General features: G+C 48.9%; 18 protein-coding genes. 6 read left to right on the top strand and 12 right to left on the bottom strand.

The window, feature by feature from the left end; genetic code table 11:
• Positions 1 to 16: 16 nt before the first annotated feature.
• A complete protein-coding gene (locus C7B65_RS16455; protein ID WP_073073389.1) occupies positions 17 to 697 on the top strand; it encodes an SOS response-associated peptidase in 681 nt (226 codons plus the stop codon).
• Here C7B65_RS16455 and C7B65_RS16450 read toward each other — a convergent pair.
• The 6 genes from C7B65_RS16450 to C7B65_RS16425 form a co-directional block, all read right to left on the bottom strand.
• A complete protein-coding gene (locus C7B65_RS16450; protein ID WP_073073388.1) occupies positions 694 to 1536 on the bottom strand; it encodes a helix-turn-helix domain-containing protein in 843 nt (280 codons plus the stop codon). The genes C7B65_RS16455 and C7B65_RS16450 overlap by 4 nt on opposite strands.
• Positions 1533 to 2324, bottom strand: a complete 792-nt coding sequence (locus C7B65_RS16445) for a pseudouridine synthase (protein WP_073073387.1) — start codon at positions 2322 to 2324, stop codon at positions 1533 to 1535. The genes C7B65_RS16450 and C7B65_RS16445 overlap by 4 nt, the downstream gene beginning before the upstream one ends.
• Before the next feature lie 136 nt (positions 2325 to 2460).
• Positions 2461 to 3801: a PAS domain-containing sensor histidine kinase gene (locus tag C7B65_RS16440; RefSeq protein WP_073073386.1), complete on the bottom strand. Its 1341-nt coding sequence runs from the start codon at positions 3799 to 3801 to the stop codon at positions 2461 to 2463.
• A gap of 90 nt (positions 3802 to 3891) precedes the next feature.
• Positions 3892 to 4680, bottom strand: a complete 789-nt coding sequence (locus C7B65_RS16435; RefSeq protein ID WP_073073385.1) for a response regulator transcription factor — start codon at positions 4678 to 4680, stop codon at positions 3892 to 3894.
• Positions 4681 to 4773: 93 nt separating this feature from the next.
• Positions 4774 to 5760 (bottom strand): AEC family transporter, encoded by a 987-nt coding sequence (locus C7B65_RS16430; RefSeq protein ID WP_073073352.1) that lies wholly within the window; start codon positions 5758 to 5760, stop codon positions 4774 to 4776.
• A 115-nt stretch (positions 5761 to 5875) separates the two neighbouring features.
• Entirely contained in the window at positions 5876 to 8068 is a 2193-nt protein-coding gene (locus C7B65_RS16425; protein WP_073073350.1) for an IMS domain-containing protein, read from the bottom strand.
• Positions 8069 to 8522: 454 nt separating this feature from the next.
• Between C7B65_RS16425 and pdhA the strand changes: the two genes are divergently transcribed.
• Complete coding sequence (gene pdhA / locus C7B65_RS16420; RefSeq protein WP_073073349.1) at positions 8523 to 9554, top strand: pyruvate dehydrogenase (acetyl-transferring) E1 component subunit alpha; 1032 nt, start codon at positions 8523 to 8525, stop codon at positions 9552 to 9554.
• Between the two features lie 53 nt (positions 9555 to 9607).
• Here the strand turns inward: pdhA and C7B65_RS16415 are convergent, their stop codons facing one another.
• The 3 genes from C7B65_RS16415 to thrS form a co-directional block, all read right to left on the bottom strand.
• Positions 9608 to 10663, bottom strand: coding sequence for a DUF2927 domain-containing protein (locus C7B65_RS16415; protein ID WP_073073347.1), 1056 nt, complete (start codon positions 10661 to 10663; stop codon positions 9608 to 9610).
• Positions 10664 to 10890: 227 nt separating this feature from the next.
• The gene (gene menH / locus C7B65_RS16410) at positions 10891 to 11787 is read right to left on the bottom strand and encodes a 2-succinyl-6-hydroxy-2,4-cyclohexadiene-1-carboxylate synthase (protein WP_223257413.1); all 897 of its coding nucleotides are present in this window, start codon (positions 11785 to 11787) and stop codon (positions 10891 to 10893) included.
• A gap of 31 nt (positions 11788 to 11818) precedes the next feature.
• Positions 11819 to 13636, bottom strand: coding sequence for a threonine--tRNA ligase (gene thrS / locus C7B65_RS16405; protein WP_073073345.1), 1818 nt, complete (start codon positions 13634 to 13636; stop codon positions 11819 to 11821).
• A gap of 148 nt (positions 13637 to 13784) precedes the next feature.
• Here thrS and C7B65_RS16400 point away from each other — a divergent pair, with 148 nt between their 5' ends.
• The 4 genes from C7B65_RS16400 to C7B65_RS16385 all read left to right on the top strand — a co-directional run bounded on the left by C7B65_RS16400 (position 13785) and on the right by C7B65_RS16385 (position 16319).
• The gene (locus C7B65_RS16400) at positions 13785 to 14102 is read left to right on the top strand and encodes a DUF2605 domain-containing protein (protein WP_073073343.1); all 318 of its coding nucleotides are present in this window, start codon (positions 13785 to 13787) and stop codon (positions 14100 to 14102) included.
• 204 nt (positions 14103 to 14306) lie between these two features.
• Positions 14307 to 14615: a DUF2973 domain-containing protein gene (locus C7B65_RS16395; protein WP_219898611.1), complete on the top strand. Its 309-nt coding sequence runs from the start codon at positions 14307 to 14309 to the stop codon at positions 14613 to 14615.
• Positions 14616 to 14731: 116 nt separating this feature from the next.
• Positions 14732 to 16075, top strand: a complete 1344-nt coding sequence (locus tag C7B65_RS16390; RefSeq protein ID WP_073073342.1) for a YcjF family protein — start codon at positions 14732 to 14734, stop codon at positions 16073 to 16075.
• A 13-nt stretch (positions 16076 to 16088) separates the two neighbouring features.
• On the top strand, positions 16089 to 16319 hold the full coding sequence (locus C7B65_RS16385; RefSeq protein ID WP_073073340.1) for a DUF433 domain-containing protein: 231 nt from the start codon (positions 16089 to 16091) through the stop codon (positions 16317 to 16319).
• A gap of 157 nt (positions 16320 to 16476) precedes the next feature.
• Here C7B65_RS16385 and C7B65_RS27875 read toward each other — a convergent pair whose 3' ends face one another.
• The 3 genes from C7B65_RS27875 to C7B65_RS16375 are packed head-to-tail and all read right to left on the bottom strand — an operon-like array spanning position 16477 to position 17281.
• The gene (locus C7B65_RS27875) at positions 16477 to 16650 is read right to left on the bottom strand and encodes a hypothetical protein (protein WP_181314415.1); all 174 of its coding nucleotides are present in this window, start codon (positions 16648 to 16650) and stop codon (positions 16477 to 16479) included.
• Positions 16635 to 17039, bottom strand: coding sequence for a type II toxin-antitoxin system VapC family toxin (locus C7B65_RS16380; protein ID WP_073073339.1), 405 nt, complete (start codon positions 17037 to 17039; stop codon positions 16635 to 16637). The genes C7B65_RS27875 and C7B65_RS16380 overlap by 16 nt, the downstream gene beginning before the upstream one ends.
• On the bottom strand, positions 17039 to 17281 hold the full coding sequence (locus C7B65_RS16375) for a hypothetical protein (protein ID WP_073073337.1): 243 nt from the start codon (positions 17279 to 17281) through the stop codon (positions 17039 to 17041). Before C7B65_RS16375 ends, C7B65_RS16380 begins: the two co-directional genes overlap by 1 nt.
• Between the last annotated feature and the right edge of the window lie 5 nt (positions 17282 to 17286).

Below are 17286 nucleotides of genomic sequence, written 5' to 3'. Positions count from 1 at the left end.
AAAGGTGATTTTCGCGATGTGTGGAAGATTTAGTCAAAGTCTAATCGGTGACGTGATCGCTGAAGCTTTTCAATTGGTTGAGATTCCTGATTGGCAGCCTCGCTATAATATTGCCCCCACGCAGACGATCCCGGCGATCGTGGCGGCTGAGAGCGGTAATCGTCAGTTTAAACCGCTGCGCTGGGGGTTGATTCCGTCGTGGTCAAAAGATCCGGCGATCGGGGCAAAATTGATTAACGCCCGATCAGAAACCGTGACCGAAAAGCCTTCGTTTCGGTCTGCCTTTAAACAACGTCGCTGCCTGATTTTGGCGGATGGCTTTTATGAGTGGCGCAAGCAGTCGGGCAAGAAGCAGCCGTTCTATTTTCGATTAGAGGACAGTAGCCCTTTTGCTTTTGCGGGTTTGTGGGAGCGCTGGCACGACTCAGAAGATGACAGGCTAGAAACCTGCACAATTTTGACTACAGAGGCAAATCAGACAGTGGCTCAGGTGCACGATCGCATGCCCGTCATCCTGCATGCAGACAGTTACGATCGCTGGCTTGATCCATCTCAGCCTTTGGAATCGCTACAAGCCCTTCTGTGCCCTTATGATAGCAATCTCATGACTGCCTACCCAGTCAATTCAAGCGTCAATAGCCCATGGAATGATACGCCAGACTGCACTGTTCCGCTTGTTGAACCGATGGCAACTTAGCGGATCGCTTCCCGTGGAGAAGGGGCGCTCATTTCACGCACCGCGTCAGGCAGTGTTGCAAAGCGAGGATCGGGGGGAAACGCCATTTCTTCGATCGCGCCCGGCTCTCCGAGCTTCTTAGACTGCCCATCGTTAAATGACACCATGACACCCCCAGCATTGCCAGCCCGGACAACGACTTGCTGATTGGCAGCCCAGGCGCGTTGAGTTCCTTCTGGAAGAACGCCTTCAAACTCAGTTTTGCCATCAGTCACCACTCGCACCCAAGACTGAGCGGTTAGCATCATGCCAACTCGTACCGCTTTTTGGGCCCCAGGCTGCTTCTGGGCGAGGGGCACCTTTGCTACGTTTTGCAATGGGTTTATCGGCCCGATCGGAGTTGGAGTCGTCGGCTGCATCTTCATTTCTGCATTCGCCAGTTCGGGCTGACGCATTGAGCGATTGAGGAAGTAAGACAGCCCATTAACCGCCGAAATGATCAATAGCATGTAGATCAGATAGAGATGCACCGGACGCAGTTGCGCCCCTGGCAAGCTCCGCCAAGACGGACGGTAATCAGGAAGCTTATAAGAGGTCGGAAACGTACTTGCAAATTCGACTCCATCTAAGCCGATCGCGTCAGCATATTGTCGAATAAAACTTTGAATGTAGACAGACTCAGGCAAGCTGTCTATTCTGCCCTGCTCGATCGCCTCTAACAGACGCGGCTGAATTCGAGTTTTACTGGCAATTTGTTCTAAAGAGATCTCTTGCTGCTGCCGCAATTCACACAACTGCAATCCCATCTCTGTTAGCCGTTCTGCCTGGTCTCGATTGGTTTGGAGGGTTTGCTTATTCATCCGCTATGCTCTTGGATTTCTGCTGATGACCTGATAGATGTTAGGTCAATTCGGTCTTTTAAAGATTGGATCTCAAAACTCTCTAAGGGGCGATAGGTGCCACTGGGCAAGAAAGGTCTGCCGGGGGGATTGAGCTGAATAGAGTCGATCGCAGTGCGATGAAGCTCAAGGACGGGGTGCCCCAATTGGTCTGCCACTCTACGAATTTGTCGATTTCTCCCTTCGTTGAGAATGACTTCTAAGAGTGTTTTGGCTCTAGCACAGTTTATCACTCTGACCTGAGCGGGTAGTGTCTGCCGACCGTCTAACAAGACTCCTTGCCGCCACTGCTGTAGCATCTGCTCTGAAGCCACTCCTTCAACCCAAACCTGATAGGTTTTGGGAACATGGTGACGAGGGTGAGTGAGATAGTATGTCAAATCACCGTCGTTTGTTAAGAGTAGTGCTCCTGTCGATTCTACATCTAAGCGACCGACGGGGTGAAGCCCTTGACCTTGACGAATTTTTTCAGGAAGCAAGTCTAAGACCGTTGGACGGTTTTGAGGGTCATCACACGTAGAAACAATGCCCCTAGGTTTGTTAAGTAACAAGTAGAGCAATTGAGGGCGCGCGATCGGCTTCACAATTCTACCGTCTACTGCTACTTCGTCAAGGGCTGGATTTGTTTTTTGCCCCAGATGCGCCACTTCGCCGTTAAGACGCACGCGCCCCTCTAGAATCATTTGTTCAGCTTGACGGCGAGAAGCGATCCCCCACTGAGAAAGAATTTTTTGCACTCGTTCATGCATGGCAGATGCGCCCGATAGATCTTTGAATTTGCGGAACTCAACAGTTTTTACTGAGTGTACTTCTGTATAAATACTAGCGTGTACTGATGTATACATTTATTACACAATCACGTCCTCAGCACAATCTCCTACAGAATTAAGCTCTTTTGCTGAAATCCTCAACTTCAGAATAGGGTAATTGAATCTGTAACCAGGCTCCTCCAGTTTTGGGATCGTTACTTGCGCTAACTGAGCCTTGATGAGCTTCGACAATTTGCCGCGCGATCGCCAGCCCCAACCCACTGCCACTGCTTAACTGAATCGGCTTCGCACTGGCGAGATCTCGCTGGGGATCAGGGTGGCGCGATCGAGAAGGGTCAGCCCGGTAAAACCGCTCAAAAACATGAGGCAACGCTGTCTCTGGAAACCCCTGCCCTGCATCAATGATATCAATCTGAATGTGCTGAGAAGTTCTGCCTGATTTGGAGGATAAATGATTTTGAAGACCCACCCGGACTCGAATTAATGTTTTAAGAGGACTGTACTTGATCCCATTATCAAATAAGTTGAGTAACACTCGGTGCAATCGAGCTTCATCAGCCTCAATGAGCAGGTGTTGAGGGCCTTCATAGCTAAGGGTTAACTCCTTTTCACTTGCAAGCGGCTCTAGACTTAACCAGGCAGCGTGGATCAGCTTGACTAGATCGATCGGCTTCACGTTGAGCCGTTGAACTGGGTTGACCTCTAGTTGGCTGAGATCTAGTAATTCTTGAACCAATGTGCTTAATCGAATGGCTTCCGCAAGGAGGCGATCGACCCAGTTGCGAGTGGGTGGCTCTAACCGCGATTGCAGCGTTTCCGCTACGAGTCGAATGGAGGTGAGCGGGGTTTTTAGCTCGTGAGCGACATCCGATGCCCAGCGATCGCGCTGCTGCGCCAAAGTCAAAGCTTCTTGGCGGTTTTCTAAAAACACCCCCACGTTGTCATCTGCCAAAAGAAAGGCATAGCCCCGAAGCGGAGTTGTGCGCTGATCGGATAAGTTAGCCGCATCGACCGATGTTGGGTAGAACATCCACTCCCGTTGACAAGGCGTTTCAGATTCTCTCGCTTGCTCGATCAACAGATCTAGCTCATAAGAACGCACCAACTCTAGAAGCAATCGCGGCTGAAGCGGGTTGCAGTTGGGAATGCTCAATAGCTGGCAGGCTTGCGAGTTACACAATGTCAACTGGTTTTCTTCGTCTACCTGCAAATAGCCAACCGGAGCGCAGTTGACAATCTGTTTCCAGGTTTCTGACTGACGCTCTAGGTCTTGGTTAGCTTGCCGATAATTGGCGATCGCCATCATTAACTGAGACGAGATAGAAAACAGGGTTCCCCGATCGGCTACGTCTAGACTTTGAGTAATCTGCTTGAGTTGCAAACTTAGTCGGACTCGATAGCAGATGAGCGGCACCAGCCCAATGGCAATCCCCGCTAGAAACCATAGAAGTTTCACAGGCAAAAAAGAATGAAAAATAGAAGATCGGAAACTGGAAATGTGTGACGATCGCAATCTCTAATTTCGACCTTTCAATTTTCGCGCATTCTAGCCGAAGCGGTAGCCAAATCCCCTCACGGTGACTAAATATTCGGGGTTGCTGGGGTCAACTTCTAGTTTCTCCCGCAGCCATCGAATATGGACATCGACCGTTTTGCTATCACCGATAAAGTCGGGCCCCCAAATTTTTTCGAGTAGCTGATCGCGTGACCAAACGCGCTTTGTATGGCTGATGAATAGCTCTAGCAGCTTAAATTCTTTGGGTGAGAAGTTAACTTCTTCTCCACGTACGGTGACGCGGCACTCTTGAGAAAAGACGGTGATGTCTTGAAACTTTAAGGTGGGCGCTTGACCAGAGGTTTGAAACTGCTGATGCCGTCGCAGCAGTGCCCGACACCGGGCCACGAGTTCGCGCATCCCAAAGGGTTTGGTCAAATAGTCATCGGCACCGACTTCTAGTCCGACCACACGATCGGTTTCCGTCCCTTTAGCACTGAGCATGAGAATGGGAATGCTATTACCTTCTCGGCGCACCAAGCGACAGAGATCGAGGCCATTAATATAAGGAAGCATCAGATCTAAAATAATCAGATCGAGCTTGGTGGAATCTGGCGGGTTGGGGAACCTTGACGATGAGTGATTGCTTTTGCCAGTTGCATTTTGAATCAGTTCTAAAGCGCTGCGACCATCTGCCGCTGTCAGCACTTCATAGCCTTCTTCACTCAGGGTCAGCGCGATCGTGTCACGAATCAAGTCTTCATCTTCAACAATGAGCAGCCTACCCAATTTCATATTGGGTTGAGCGTTTTTAGATTCTGCCGTTAACGCGGTTGGCATATGGGTGCTGGATGCAAATTCTTTCCACCCAAATCGTAACATTAATCGGATCGCCAGTATGGATCGATACATTTTCTTTGTTTTTAGAGGTTGCTACCCTCCAAAGAGAGATAACCAGAGCGGGATCACTAGCAAAAGCCCGATCGTGCTTAAAGCAATGCTGCTGGAGGCAAGATCTCGATCGAGATTATATTCTTCTGACAAGATCAGGCTTGCAAAGGCGCTAGGCATTCCTGCCATTAAAACGAGTGATAAACGAGAATCACCAGAGAGTCCTAAAAGGGTGGTTCCCAATGCGACTAAACTTGGCAAAACCATGATTTTGAGCGTTACCGGAATCAGGGCAGTTCTCAGACTCCTCCAGCCTTGAAGCTGACTTAATCGCATTCCCATTAACAAAAAGGATGCGGGGATCACAAACAAAAGTGACGAGTCGATGGCTAATTCTGCCAGATCGGGGAAGGGAATAGACTGAGTAAGATAGCCGATCGTAAAGGCCCAAAGTGAAGGCACCAGCAGCACATCACGGAGCAGTAGCCACCAATGATTGGGTTGAGCTGACCGCCCATAATAACTGGCGATTAAGACCCCAATGCCATAAGTGCCGACGAGATTTTGAGTGACGCTAAAAAAAATCGCCCAACTCATATCGCCTGCATTCAGCAAGGCTGGAATGATCCCCAAGCCCACAAAGCCAGTGTTGCCGAGCATACTAGCAATCACAAAAGTGCCTTGCTGAGGGCGATCGAGCGGGGGAAGCCACGATCGTAACTGTTTTCCCTGATTCTCATGCTCTTGAAAGCCGTCTTGCTTCAGCCAAAAACTTAATGCTTGCAGCGCTGACCAAGCCAAAATTAAGCCAGTTCCCAGAGTTGCCAGCGTTACGGCAGGAGCCAGTCCCGCTTGATGAGAGAAGTCAGTTTGCCGTGCTAGAGCAAAGATTTGCCAGGGAACGCCGACCCAATATAAGCTGCGGCCCAGTAAGTGGGGAAGCGTTTGAGGCACAAATCGAAAAGATAGAATCCCTAGCCCCGTCCAGAAGATCAGAGGCGTATAGGCGTGGAGCAGAGTTTCGACCATGCCAAATTAATAATGGGAATTCCCCACAGATGCCCCCAGAAGCGTTCCTTTTAGATTCTAAATTTTCTTTAATCATTCCACCACAAAAAATGTAATGAAATGGTTAACGCTAACCTTATAGAACTTGCCAATCTTTAATACGCCACTGATTATCTTGCAGCACTAGCGAATAGCGCACTTGCAGGTTGTCGGTTTTGGTGTCTGCGAGTTGTTCACCTTCATAGTATTTAGTCACTTCAGCGATCGTCGCGTTAGCAGTGGCTTGACCAGGATTCGTTGGGCTAACCTCAACTGTATCCACTTTTACAGTGTGTTCATATTGTTTGTACCAGTTTTCTCGCTTTGCTTCTTCAGCATTTTTGCGCCACTCAGCGAGTTTGGGTTCGGCTAAAACTTGAGTCAGTTTCTCAACGGTGTGAGTTTGCCCCATTGCGTCTTTCTTTGCGTCTAACCAAAACTCTAAAACTCGTTGCGCCGTCGCTTGATTCATTTCGCCAGAGAGCGGTGATGCGGCTGTCTGAGTCGGAATCGGGATCACAGGTTGGTCAAGCTGCACCAATAGCTGATCGTCAGTAGATTTAGAGGTGAGAAACTTCACCGATCGAAACAACAAAAAGCCCAGTGCCCCAACCGCAAAGATCCCGAACAAGAGCAGAGGGAGAGGAAGCCCTTTACGACGCTTGGTTTTTGCAGGCTGACCCTCACCGCGACGCGGCGGCAGATCGTCTGCGTCAGGGACGCGATAGCCGTTGTCGAGATTTCCGCGTTGGCGATCGCCGCTCGATCGAGGGCGTTGATCAGAAGAATTTAAGCCCCCTTCGGGTGAGAGATTGGCAATCTGCTCGGCGTTGGGCAGGGTTGCAATGCCAGAGGCGGCTGACAGAGTAGCAGTGGCATTGCGAGACCGATCCACGTCCATCTCGTGAACTTGAGCAGAGCGAATGGGTCGCCCGCTAGAAGTTGCGATTTCAGCAGGTTGAGCCGCGATCGTTTGAGAAACGGCTCCGCGTCGATTCCATTGCTGTTGAGCCGTCCACTCGGCTGACTCAGATTCGGCGGGCAACTCTTCGAGATATTCTTGAACTTGCACGTTGGCAAAGTAGTCTTTGAGGGAGACGTGCTGTTTTGACAGGTCACGGAAGTGCGGGAAAACTTCATCTTGAAGCCAACGTTCGGCATAGAGACACAGCCCTGGCAATAAATCGGGTGCCCCTTGAGAATTCTCCCGAATAAACACAAGAGGTTCATATTCTTGACTGAGGTCTAACGCTCGACTCGCTTCTTCGGTTTGCCCTAATAGCAGCGCACAGACTGACTGTTCTAAATGCACATCTTGCCGACTGCCCAAGCGCATCAGCATCAGTTTTGCTCGACGAATCAGCGCGGGTTGCTGCTCTGCAAAGCCTCGTGCCATCAGTGCGTAAACTGCAAGATAGGTGGCAACCGCCGACGGGCGACGCGCTTCTTCTTCAAATAAGGTCTGCTGTTCTTCGGCAGTTAGATAGCCGCGCAACTGTTGAATGAATCGCAAAAAGTCATCAATGCTTAACCCAGACTGGTCATTTTCTGTGCCGTCGATGCCGCCTCGCTCGCGCAGCATATCTCGCAGCAGCCGCAAACCGTTGCGGCGCTCGATCGAGTCTTGATCAGGCAATGCGAGGAGTTCTAAAATTCGATAGGGGCGCAGCTTGTAGAGGTCTGACTGAATCTCACCCCGAACACTAGAAAATAATCCTTCTCTCAGCAAAAGCTCTTGTCCCGTTTCTAATGCTTCAGCCGCGTTTTCATATTGTGCTTGCTGCCACTGTTCGCGACCTAGCTCAAGACAAGACAGCGCCACCGTCAAGACAATATCAGATAAAACAATTCTGGGGTCGCCAAAGCGTCCATCTTTTAAGTTGGCGTTGCCGCTACTGAGATAAGGGCGACCTAATCTTAGAACTAGTTCATATTCGCCTAGCTCTTGCAAGACCAGTAGCGCCCCGATCAATTGTTTGTCTTGAATCTCAATGCTGGGCGATCGAGCATCCGGGTGGGCGATCTCATCAGTCTGCGCCAGGTCTGGCTGACTGTGATCGACCTCATAAGGGCTGGCTAGAAAGCTGGCATCATAGTTTTGACGTTGCTCTGGTTTTGACAGCACTGAATAGGCTTCATCAAGCAACTGACGACGCGCCGCGATCGCCGCTTCAGAATACTCACGGCGAGGGAGTTGCAGGGCGCGATCGCGATGCGCCTGCTTTAGCTGGTCGGCAGTAGCCTGGATGGGTAGACCCAGAATCCGATAATAATCGAGCGAAATACGCACGGTTGACTTCCCCAGCAGTGAGCAATAATTAAGTGACGAGAACCCGGACAATAATCAGTTGAATGTCATCATACCCCGTAGATGCAAAGTCGGCAGCCTACTCAAGAAAAACTCAGAGATTAAGTATTCTTGGCAACAATCGTTTCTCAACCCTCGTAGAAGCACTATCAGCTTAGTGAAAAAGTAGATTCTTGAGTTTTGTAAGCCTCTGTGATCAGGTTTGACCCTTTATAATTTGATCTGTGACCCATCAGAACGGTATTTTAAACTAAATTATTATTGCTGAACTCTGTGATGCGCTCGATCGTGAAGTGATTTTTAGCATTTGATGAAGAGCGCTTGAGTAGAGAGTCTGTCTTGCACTAATGCCGAAGAACGTTTGCTTCGCGATCATAAATTATCAGGTTCGGATCATTGTCCAGTTTGGGTATTGCAGCAAGGAATCTAAAAGCGCATGGTACAGGAAAGAACGTTTCCGACAATTCAATCAACTTCTGCCCAAGTCACCCAATCAGAAGGGCTGATCCTTTATAGAGATATGATCTTAGGGCGCTTTTTTGAAGACAAGTGCGCTGAGATGTATTATCGAGGCAAAATGTTTGGCTTCGTTCACCTCTATAACGGGCAAGAAGCCGTTTCGACCGGGGTGATTCAAGCAATGCGCCCCGGTCAAGACTATGTTTGCAGCACCTACCGCGATCACGTTCATGCGCTCAGTGCTGGCGTTCCTGCCCGCAACGTGATGGCAGAGTTGTTTGGCAAAGCGACGGGTTGCAGCAAAGGGCGCGGCGGCTCGATGCACTTGTTTTCAGCAGAACATAAATTACTAGGTGGTTTTGCTTTTATTGGGGAAGGCATTCCCGTCGCGTTGGGTGCGGCGTTTCAGTCAAAATATCGTCGTGAAGCCTTGGGCGATGAAAGCTTTGATCAAGTGACGGCTGCATTCTTTGGCGATGGCACTACTAACAACGGTCAATTCTTTGAGTGCTTGAATATGGCGGCACTCTGGAAACTGCCGATTCTCTTTGTCGTCGAGAATAATAAATGGGCGATCGGCATGGCTCATGAACGTGCCACCTCTCAGCAAGAAATCTATAAAAAAGCCAGTGTGTTTGGGCTACCAGGATATGAGGTGGACGGCATGGATGTGCTGGCAGTGAGAGCGATCGCTCAAGAAGCCGTAGCGCGTGCCCGTGCGGGAGAAGGCCCGACACTGATTGAGTGTTTGACTTATCGCTTTAGAGGTCACTCGTTGGCAGACCCCGATGAGCTGCGATCGAAAGACGAAAAAGAGGCGTGGTTGGCTCGTGATCCGATCAAGAAGTTTGCGGCTTACTTGCTAGAGCAAAATCTGGCAGACCAACAAACGCTAAAGGATATTGAGAAAGAAATTCAGGCTGAGATTGATGAGGCGGTTGAGTTTGCGCTAGACAGTCCTGAACCCGATCCAAGCGAGTTGTATAAGTACATTTTTGCTGAGGATTAAGCTTAGTTAGAAAGGCGAAAGGGGAGTGTCTGCTCCCCTTATTCAGAGGCAAACTATCTCTGTTGAGCTTGACGCGTGTTTAGCACATTCATTACCTGAGCTTGAGTCATGCCTGAAGAGATTTTGGGATCATAAAGCATTCGGATTAGCGATCGGTCAATCTCCGAATATTGCGTGACATCTGTCCACGGCTGATAAAACACGCTTTCGGCATATTTGAATGAGTCTTGCATCAGACCCAATGATTGGGTGAGTTCTTCTCGAATCAGGTGCGATCGCTCTTTTTGAGTGACTTTTGTAGTTGTAATTAAAACGTTAGCGTTATAAATTCGGTTGTTTGCGTCCCACCGCGTCCAAAAATATCCATAATTGCCGGGTTGATAGTTTGGTTCTAGCTGACTAAATTGCGATTCGGGTGCAAAATGAATCGTGATATTGGGGTTGCGAACACCTCCGGTGCAGCAAGGCTGTTCGACCAATTGCAAGTGAATTCCACCATTGGTCAACTCATTGACTTCGCTAATCACAGAATTCAGCGTCTTCAAATCTTCAGTCGTGGGCGACCCAAGATATTGAATTCTCACGTCTCCTTGCCATTTGCGAATCTTAGAGGCGCTGCCCGACTGAGAAAACTCAGCCCCTAGTGCAATTTCTAGAAAATAATTGATCTGTTTTGACGTGAACTCTCCACTCGAAGGTCGGACAGGGCGAGTTTCAGGAATAACCGCGATCGCAGGTGAAGGTTGCTTTAAGACGGCTGGGCTTTTCACACTTGGCGACGGAGCGCTGGCGATCGGACTGACTAAATCGCCTCTCACCCAACCCTTAGCACCAAAATGATCAAACGTTACATAATACCAGGTGTAGCCATCAGAGGCTTGGGTTTGTTTGAGAATGTCTACCCGATCGCCCGCATAGCCAGAATAGGCAATGCCTGACTGCGTGGAAGGGTTAAGCCGCACGTTGATCTGGCTAGTGGCAAGATTCGCGGTCAGCATTGCCGGACGGGCCCAAGTGGGCAAAATTACAGCCAGTGAAATGCTAGTCGCGAGAAGAACTCTGGTAAGGGGATAGCGCATCGCAGCACGGGCGAAGGGTTTCAACTGCATGATTTTGGCTTCCAGCGTTTAGGGGTTATAGATGGACGGCTAGGCTAACTCAACCAGCATCGCGGTAGTCTTCTCCAGAGAACTGTACTTTTTACTTGGAGTTCCCCGGTTTTATGCATAAAGCTTGCCGACTTTGAATATAGTGCAATTGTACTATATCGTATCGCGTCTAGTGCTGGCTTTCTTAGTACCTAGTAGTTTTAATACATTAGTGCCTAGATTGATAGCTATTCGCTAAGGGCGATCGCCAATCGGGACATTTCACCAAAATCCTGCAAGAAGTTGCGAACGCAATTGGCAAAAATTTGAGGATCTTCAACGTGAATATTGTGCCCCGTATTGGGAATAACTTTGAGTTGAGCGACTTTACAATCATTCACCATCTCTTGATTGATTGTGATGAACTTACGATCGCGTTCTCCCACCAACAGCAATAGCGGATTTCGATGAATCTTTAGCCGATTCCACAAGCTCGGCTGTTCACCTGTGCCTAGATGACGCAGCGATTTTGCAAGCTCTGATGGTCGATTTTGCAAGCGTTGCTGGACAATTTGCTCAAACTTTGGATGCTGCTGAAACGATCGAAATAACGGCTGCTCATACCAATCAGCTAAAAACGCTGAAAAATCGGATTCTAAGCGATCGGCAAGCTTTGCATCGTGTTGTTTTCGTGCCAAGCGCTCCGATTCAGTTTTCAGTCCGGGAGATGCAGACTCCAACACTGCTTTTAGAAAACGATCGGGAAACTGCAACGCTAAGTACAACGCCAATCGGCCGCCCATTGAATAACCAATTAAATGGCATTGAGAAATATTCAGACGATCGAGAAGATTGACGATTAATTTTGCCGTGTTTGGCATCGTGTAATCTTCTTCATTAACCTGAGTTTTGCCGTGACCTGGCAAGTCTATGCTCAAGCAGCAGAACTGATCTAAAAGTAGCGGCACGATCGCGTCAAAGTCGTCACAACTGCCCAAAAATCCGTGCAAAAACAACACAATAGGTTGACTTCGATCGCCTTGAATTGTGAAATGAATCTGATTGGATAACGATCGTGAGAGGGTACGGCAGTGCCATGCCCCTACCCAATCTGTGTTCTCATGCGGATCTGTTGCGTCAATCAAATCGGTATTAATTTAGGCTAGAAATCTTAGGCTAGAAATCGGTGTAGTTTGCGATCGCGCCCTTCACCCGTTCTAGCACTTCAGAGACGGGCAACGAACCCAACTCACCTGACGCACGAGTCCGAATGCTCAAGGCATTGGCTTCGACCTCTTTGGCACCAACCACCGCCATGACAGGGATTTTTTCTTTCTCAGCATTGCGGATCATTTTGCCCAAACGATCGCCACTCAAATCAACCTCAGCCCGAATGCCAAGAGCTTTCATCTGATCAACAGCTTGCTGGGCGAAGGGCATAAACTCTTCGCTTACAGGCAGCAACCGAGCTTGAATCGGAGCTAACCACAAGGGGAAATCTCCCGCATATTCTTCGATCAGAATGCCGATTAGACGCTCTAACGAACCAAACGGCGCACGGTGAATCATCACGGGACGTTTGCGAGTGCCGTCTTCAGCGACATATTCCAGATCAAACCGTTCGGGTAGGTTGTAATCAACCTGGACAGTGCCGAGTTGCCACTCTCGATCGAGCGCATCGCTAAAAATAAAGTCTAGTTTGGGTCCGTAAAACGCCGCTTCACCGATGCCCTCAAAGTAGTTCATTCCTAGCGTCTCGACCGCCCGACGAATCGCACCTTGTGCTTTTTCCCAAGCTTCATCAGAGCCAATGTATTTATCAGATGTTGGATCGCGGAAGCTCAACCTCGCCTTAAAGTTCTTGAGTTGCAGACTCTTGAAAACTGACAGAATCAAGTCCACCACGTTGAGAAACTCTGAATCGAGCTGTTCGGGCGTGACAAATAGGTGAGAATCATCCACCGTGAAGCCGCGCACTCTGGTCAAGCCACCCAATTCACCCGATTGCTCGTAGCGATAAACTGTGCCAAACTCCGCCAGTCGCATCGGGAGTTCTCGATACGATCGCAACTCACTCTTATAAATCTGAATGTGAAACGGGCAGTTCATCGGCTTCATCACAAAACCTTGTTCTGCGGCGCGAGATTCGTCATCGTCTGCCATCAGCGGGAACATATCTTCTTGATATTTCTGCCAGTGCCCAGAGGTTTTAAACAGATCAACTCTGGCAATGTGGGGCGTAACGACAGGCAGATAGCCGCGCTTAGTTTGTTCTTGTTTCAGGAAATCTTCGAGGGTCGATCGCAGCACCGTTCCTTTCGGAGTCCACATCGGCAAACCGGGCCCGACGAGATCCGAGAAGATAAACAGTCCGAGTTCTTTACCCAGTTTGCGGTGGTCGCGCTTGAGAGCCTCTTCTTTGCGGCGCTTATATTCTGTCAACTGTTCAGGCGTTTCCCAGGCAGTGCCGTATATCCGTTGAAGCTGGGCTTTAGTTTCGTCTCCGCGCCAATAGGACCCAGCGACGCTTTCAAGGTCGATCGCGTCTGCCTTCAATTCAGCAGTGTTTTCCAAATGCGGCCCCGCACACAAGTCCCACCACTGATCGCTCACATGGTAGATCGTGATCGGCTCCTGCAAGCCTTCTAAAATTTCTAGTTTGTAGGGTTCGTTGGCTGCTCTAATCCGGCGTTCGGCTTCTTCGCGACTGACTTCTTCGCGAGTCACAGGCAATTTGCGGTTGATGATCTTGATCATCTCCTTTTTGATTGCCTTCAAGTCTTTTTCGGTAAACGGCTCAGGGCTATCAAAATCGTAGTAAAAGCCATTTTCGATCCAGGGCCCGATCGTCACTTGCGCCTTCGGAAACAATTTCTGCACCGCCATTGCCATGACGTGAGAAGCCGTATGGCGAATTTTTTTTAACGCATCGGATTCGCTGGTGCGAGGCAAATAGATTTTTTCGGGCTGATTAGAAGATTGTTCGGCAGGCATGAGTCGTGCTGGATGATAACTCTATCCATCTTACCGATCCGATCGCGATGAATGTTGCAGAGAGACAATTTCCGAGTAAGATGAGAAAACATTGCGAAATGTAAACAGTTTTAGAGAATCCTGACAATTTCCAAGATGTTTTTGACCTATGTTTAACTCTAATTTGCCAGAGTCAGATTTATTAAAGACTGTTTTAGAGCCTTTGTTAGAAGACTTTCAATATTGGTTTGGGCGATCGCGCACCCTTTTTGAATCTGAAACGATTCCCTTTCTCAAAGACGAGCAGCAAGCAGACATTCTCATGCGGGTAACCCAAGCTCAGAAAGAAGTTAGCACCACACAAACCCTCCTAAAATTGACTGGCGGACAGGTGGGTGTTGAGACTTCTATGCTCATGACCTGGCATCAATTAGTCACAGAATGCTGGCAGGTGAGAATGCGACTGCGCTCAGACAAGTCCGTCTAAAAAGAGATGTGACAAGAACGAGAAATCTGAGAGACTATGAGCGATGATTAGATATAAAGATTAATTTTTAAAGGGTTTGCATAAAACTTTAGGACTGACGATGAGGTTTGCCGCAAAAATATTTGAGAAGACAGGGTTGCCTCAACGTCAATGCAGCTTTGATTTTTACCCATTTAAGTCGGCGTGGTTCAGTAGAGAGGCGCTATGATATTGCATTTGATTTACATTTTGGCTTTCACCCTGCTCGCTTTTTTGGCGATCGGAAATCTGATTCGCAACCTGTTGACGCTAGGGGCTGACTCGCAGCGACACTATGCGCCGAGAAGCTATGATCCCTCTCGCCCCATGTCTTCTCGCACACGGGTGCCTCACCCTGAGTTGCTAGACGACAACGGCAAGCTGATCAACGAGCCGCTTTTAGTCATGCGCTCAATGACCGTAGAAGACGCTCGTGAGCAGCTAGACGCGCTCTATCGGTCGTCTCCGGGTGGCGAACCTCGCGAAGAGGCTTAGAAAGCGTCGATCGTGAGCGGAAAACTCGTTCAATGGGTTCGGTTCCCTTGTCTATCAACAGAGAGCAAGATGCGATAAGTTTGAGAAGTCGCTTTTTGCGGAACTTCTAGACGATCATGACTGAGCAACCCGAAGACAAAAATCAATCTTCTAGCACGCTTCAAAAGGCTGATGAGTCTCCTCAGTCGGAAATTGCTCAAAATTGGTTTGACAAAGCGCGGGACTTTTTGGGGAATGTCCCCTCAACTTTGAGTCAGGCAATCCCAGTGCAGCAGGTTGCACAGACGGTTACCGGATGGTTTAGCGTTGACGAAGCTGAGATTGCTGAGATTCTCAAAAAAATCAGGGCAGAGTTGCCGACGACCGAAGCGCTTTTGATTGGCAAACCCCAAGCGGGTAAGAGTTCGATCGTGCGCGGTTTAACAGGCGTTTCGACTGAAATCATTGGGCAAGGGTTTCGACCTCACACTCAATACACACAACGTTATAGCTATCCGACTGATGATTTGCCACTGTTGGTTTTTACAGACACCGTAGGTCTGGGAGACGGAACCCAGGAAACTAACGAGGTGATTCAGGAGTTAGTTGAAGAGATTGAAGGCAAGGCAGCAAAAGGACGAGGGGAAACACGGGCGAAAATCTTAATTTTGACGGTGAAAATTAATGACTTTGCCACCGATACTCTAAGACAAATTGCGAGTCAGATCCGACAGCAGCATCCTGAAGTGCCTTGTCTATTGGCGGTAACGTGTCTGCACGAGCTTTACCCTGCGGATGTGATGAATCACCCTAACTATCCGCCTGACTATGAAGACGTGAATCGAGCATTTGCAGAATTGCAGCGTGGATTTGAGGGATTGTTCGATCGCGCTGTCCTCATCGACTTCACGCTAGAAGAAGATGAATTTACGCCAATGTTTTACGGCTTAGAAGCGCTGGCTGATTCGCTAGCAGACTTGCTGCCCGAAGCAGAAGCCCGGACGATATCGCAGTTATTGAGCGATCGAGAAGCCGGAAAACAAATTAGCAATCTTTACCGAGAAGCGGGGCGACGCTACATTTTGCCCTTCTCAGTTATGGCGGGTGCTTTGGCTGCGGTGCCGTTACCTTTGGCGACGATGCCCGTTCTCACGGCGCTACAAGCCTCAATGGTGGGACTGTTGGGACAAATTTATGGACAAGTCCTCAGTCCGTCTCAGGCGGGGGGATTGGTGAGCGCGATCGCCGGGGGATTTGTGGCTCAAGCGATCGGGCGTGAGTTAATCAAATTTATTCCTGGTTTTGGCAGTGTGATTGCGGCATCTTGGGCAACGACTTACACCTGGGCATTAGGGGAAACGGCGTGTGTTTATTTTGGAGATTTGTTGGGCGGAAATACGCCCGATCCAAAGCGAATTCAGTCAGTGATGCGAGAATCGTTTGAGGCGGCAAAAGAACGATTCAAAACCGCGAAGAAGTAAATATCTTATTGCTATGAGCTATCGAAATATTATTACGATCGAACCGGGAAAACGGGGTGGGAAGCCTTGTATTAGGCGAATGCGAATTACTGTGTATGACGTGTTGGGCTGGCTGGCGGCAGGAATGTCTCATGCAGAAATTTTAGATGACTTTCCAGAGTTGACAGAGGAAGACATTAGAGCGTGTTTAGAATTTGTTGCCGATCGAGAACGTCGTCTGATTGCGGTGGTGGGTGGTTCTTAAGCGACACCGTAATCTGTGTATGGTCGCCTGTTCACTTAATTCTAAAGTCAGAATTTGGCTCACGAGGGTTTAACAGATGCAGGTACAGCTTTGATTGTAACCTCACTCGAATAGGCAACCCTTGCAGAGCTACCCTCATTATCAGTACGAACCCTGACTATTGCTTGCTGCTAATCGATCGATTCTTCGTGCCGCCCCAACACAAAAAAGAAGTTAACTGACGATCGTACTCACCGAACGCAGTTAACCCGTTGCCTTGAGCGTACTTTTTGGTGTAGTGCTGTTGTTGATCTGGGGTTTGAATCACCCAATCTTCTAAGGCTGTCGCCAATTCTCAGTCTGTAGACCAAGAACTCGATCAAACTCTCGTTGGTTTGCCGTGATCATGAGCAAGCTATGTTGAAGTGCAGTAGCCGCAATCAAGACATCGTAAGCACCAATCGGCTGTCCTTGAGATTTAAGAGCAGCACGAATCTGAGCCGCTTGTTCAGCTTCTACAGATCTGAAGGGGAGAATTGTGACAGAAGATAGAAAACTGGCGATCGTCGGCTCGACTTTCTGGGCACGTTGCGGATTGAGTACCAAGCCATAGCGCAACTCCATGACCGTAATTACAGAAACGGCAATATCAACAGGTGGAGTTTGCTTGAGTCTAGCTTTAGTGCCAGTTTCACCCTTGATGAAATCGCTGATGACGCAAGTATCGAGTAGATATCGCATCAGAATAGCTCCGGTTCACTGGGCGGAAGGAGTTCGTTGCGGTAAGAGTCAAGTGCAGGGAAATCAGGGATTCCTTCATAGGACAAGATAGCCTCCGACCATTGAGAAGTGGAAACAGATGGCGTTTGAATGATCCGACGCAGGGCTTGCAGAATTAAGGTTTGAAGTGGAACATCAGATTGCGCCGCTTGACGGATCAGGTCTTGTTCCAAATCTGGCGGTAGGTCGATCGTGATTTGCATAACTA

Source organism: Phormidesmis priestleyi ULC007 (assembly GCF_003003695.1).
Taxonomy (GTDB): domain Bacteria; phylum Cyanobacteriota; class Cyanobacteriia; order Leptolyngbyales; family Leptolyngbyaceae; genus Phormidesmis_A; species Phormidesmis_A priestleyi_A.
The sequence above is the reverse complement of the archived record's forward strand: the minus strand, read 5'-3'. Positions and strand labels throughout refer to the sequence as shown.

What these genes read in the sequence shown, in the direction of transcription:
- C7B65_RS16385 (WP_073073340.1), top strand. Translation starts at nt 16,089, where the DNA reads ATGAGCTATCGAAATATTATTACGATCGAACCGGGAAAACGGGGTGGG.
- C7B65_RS16445 (WP_073073387.1), bottom strand. Translation starts at nt 2,324, where the DNA reads ATGCATGAACGAGTGCAAAAAATTCTTTCTCAGTGGGGGATCGCTTCT.
- C7B65_RS16430 (WP_073073352.1), bottom strand. Translation starts at nt 5,760, where the DNA reads ATGGTCGAAACTCTGCTCCACGCCTATACGCCTCTGATCTTCTGGACG.
- C7B65_RS16380 (WP_073073339.1), bottom strand. Translation starts at nt 17,039, where the DNA reads ATGCGATATCTACTCGATACTTGCGTCATCAGCGATTTCATCAAGGGT.
- thrS (WP_073073345.1), bottom strand. Translation starts at nt 13,636, where the DNA reads ATGCCTGCCGAACAATCTTCTAATCAGCCCGAAAAAATCTATTTGCCT.
- pdhA (WP_073073349.1), top strand. Translation starts at nt 8,523, where the DNA reads ATGGTACAGGAAAGAACGTTTCCGACAATTCAATCAACTTCTGCCCAA.
- C7B65_RS16450 (WP_073073388.1), bottom strand. Translation starts at nt 1,536, where the DNA reads ATGAATAAGCAAACCCTCCAAACCAATCGAGACCAGGCAGAACGGCTA.
- C7B65_RS16435 (WP_073073385.1), bottom strand. Translation starts at nt 4,680, where the DNA reads ATGCCAACCGCGTTAACGGCAGAATCTAAAAACGCTCAACCCAATATG.
- C7B65_RS16375 (WP_073073337.1), bottom strand. Translation starts at nt 17,281, where the DNA reads ATGCAAATCACGATCGACCTACCGCCAGATTTGGAACAAGACCTGATC.
- C7B65_RS16390 (WP_073073342.1), top strand. Translation starts at nt 14,732, where the DNA reads ATGACTGAGCAACCCGAAGACAAAAATCAATCTTCTAGCACGCTTCAA.
- C7B65_RS16415 (WP_073073347.1), bottom strand. Translation starts at nt 10,663, where the DNA reads ATGCAGTTGAAACCCTTCGCCCGTGCTGCGATGCGCTATCCCCTTACC.
- C7B65_RS16395 (WP_219898611.1), top strand. Translation starts at nt 14,307, where the DNA reads ATGATATTGCATTTGATTTACATTTTGGCTTTCACCCTGCTCGCTTTT.
- C7B65_RS16400 (WP_073073343.1), top strand. Translation starts at nt 13,785, where the DNA reads ATGTTTAACTCTAATTTGCCAGAGTCAGATTTATTAAAGACTGTTTTA.
- C7B65_RS16455 (WP_073073389.1), top strand. Translation starts at nt 17, where the DNA reads ATGTGTGGAAGATTTAGTCAAAGTCTAATCGGTGACGTGATCGCTGAA.